The 1,940-nt window shown below is 67.8% G+C and carries 4 protein-coding genes; 3 read left to right on the plus strand and 1 reads right to left on the minus strand.

What is annotated here, in order from left to right; translation table 11 throughout:
- Window positions 1-285: integrase core domain-containing protein (locus ACWEK3_RS42310; protein ID WP_453252264.1), on the plus strand; the 285-nt coding region annotated here is incomplete at its 5' end.
- 324 nt (window positions 286-609) lie between these two features.
- On the opposite strand, the gene ACWEK3_RS42315 is transcribed toward ACWEK3_RS42310, so the two are convergent.
- Window positions 610-906, minus strand: coding sequence for a hypothetical protein (locus ACWEK3_RS42315; RefSeq protein ID WP_453252265.1), 297 nt, complete (start codon window positions 904-906; stop codon window positions 610-612).
- Window positions 907-1,030: 124 nt separating this feature from the next.
- Between ACWEK3_RS42315 and ACWEK3_RS42320 the strand changes: the two genes are divergently transcribed.
- Both ACWEK3_RS42320 and ACWEK3_RS42325 read left to right on the plus strand, forming a co-directional pair.
- On the plus strand, window positions 1,031-1,603 hold the full coding sequence (locus ACWEK3_RS42320; RefSeq protein WP_384440199.1) for a GNAT family N-acetyltransferase: 573 nt from the start codon (window positions 1,031-1,033) through the stop codon (window positions 1,601-1,603).
- Window positions 1,604-1,736: 133 nt separating this feature from the next.
- Complete coding sequence (locus ACWEK3_RS42325; protein ID WP_453252266.1) at window positions 1,737-1,880, plus strand: hypothetical protein; 144 nt, start codon at window positions 1,737-1,739, stop codon at window positions 1,878-1,880.
- Window positions 1,881-1,940 lie beyond the last annotated feature (60 nt).

The raw sequence follows: 1,940 nt of genomic DNA on the forward strand, positions 1-1,940 counted from the left end.
GCCGAGCATCTGGACGCCGCTGGCATCGCCGCCTCCATCGGCTCGGTCGGCGACGCCTACGACAACGCCCTGATGGAATCAACGATCGGCCTGTACAAAACCGAGTTGATCAAACCGCAACCGCCCTGGAAGTCGCTCTCCCAGGTGGAGTTGGCCACCGCCGAGTGGGTCGACTGGTACAACCACCGCAGACTGCACGGTGAGATAGGCCACGTTCCGCCCGTCGAGTACGAGGCCAACCACTACACGGAATCCACAAAACCCCAGGTCACAACCACAATCTGAGATCTCTATCGAACCCGGGGCGGTTCATGGATGCGCTGTTACTGGGACGAGGATGACGTCTGGTTCTACTTCGAGTTCGACGCGGGAAGCTGGGTTTCGGCAGATCAAGCTCCAAGGATCGGAGCTGACTCCGATCGAGGCCGCCTCCCTCCTCGAATGGCAGCAGGCCCGCGACGCCGGTCTGGCTGGCTCTGTCCGCGAGAACGGGCAGCGGATGTACACCGGTTTGGGAGGAAGTAGCCGCCCGAGAAGGAATCGAAATGTTCACGGGTTTCGACAGCAGCACGGGGCACGGAGAGGTGCTGCTGCATCGGTGCGTCGGTTTCAGGCCGGTGGAAGTGGCCCTGCGGCGGTGACCTTGCCGGTCCACCAGTCAGGTTGATCGGGTGCGTGCCAGAGGATGTCGAGCCGGCGGTGGGTGAGTTCCTCCGCCTTCTGAACCAGGGCCGCCTGCGCGATGTCCGGCTCGGACGAGGGCGGAGGACCGGCGAGCGCGCCGTCGGCGATGCCGGCTGGCCCGGTGAAGTGGACGGCGTACCTCCATCCGTCCGGGGTCCGGTACAGGACGAGGCTGGTCGGCGTCCCGAGGGTGCGCCAGTACGGCCGTCGTTTGCTCGCCATGCCGGCAAGGTACTGCGGACTCACCGCCCATGCGGCGCGTCCGGCGTCACCGGGGACGTACGCGCCCCCGACCGTCCGGATAAACGGATGGCCGGGGCGAGCGTGACGCGGCAGGATGCTCCGCATGGCATTGCCCACCCCCGAGCTGCACACCGCCCGCCTGCGACTGCGGCCGTTCACCGACGCCGACGCGGCGCCGCTCTATGCGCTGCACAGCTGCACCCACGTGCTGCGTTACTGGGACTCCCCGCCGTGGACCGAACCGGCCCGCGCCCAGCGCTTCATCGCGACCTGCCGGACGATCGAGGAGGAGGGCACGGGAGCGCGGGTGGCCGTCGACCGCGTCTCCGACGGTGCGTTCATCGGCTGGTGCGGCCTGACCAGCTGGAACCCGGACTTCCGCAGCGCGTCCCTGGGCTACGTCTTCGCCGCCGCCGCGTGGGGCCACGGCTACGCCACGGAGACCGCGCACGCCGTCCTGCGGTGGGCGTTCGACGCCCTGGACCTGAACCGCGTCCAGGCCGAGACCGACACCCGCAACGTGGCGTCCGCCCGGGTCCTAGAGAAGCTCGGCTTCGTCCGCGAAGGCACCCTCCGCGAGGACTGCGTCGTCAACGGCGACGTCTCCGACTCCTGGGTCTTCGGCCTCCTCCGCCGCGAGTGGCACCCGACGGCCACGCCGACGGCTGGCCGCTAGGACCGAGACCTGCCCGCCTTTCGGTCCGCACCCCACCGAGGTCACCGGGGGCCGCTCCGGCGAGCTCAACGTCTTCGCTTGCCCCACCGATCCGGACATCCGCTCGGTGGACTGGGTCCGTGACGTGCAGCGCATGCAGACCGAAGCGCTGGAACACATCGAGGACCGCATCAACGCCGAAAACACCATCAAGGACAACCTGGTCCGGATGATGGAAAACAGCACCGAAGACACCACCCCGGCTCAGCCCGAATCCACCGGCTTGGTTCCGGGGTGATCGTTTCGGGGTTGCCGCTGGCGGTGGCCGAGATGATCTGGCCGTTCGGGCAGGGAGTTT

Source organism: Streptomyces sp. NPDC004721 (genome assembly GCF_053601495.1).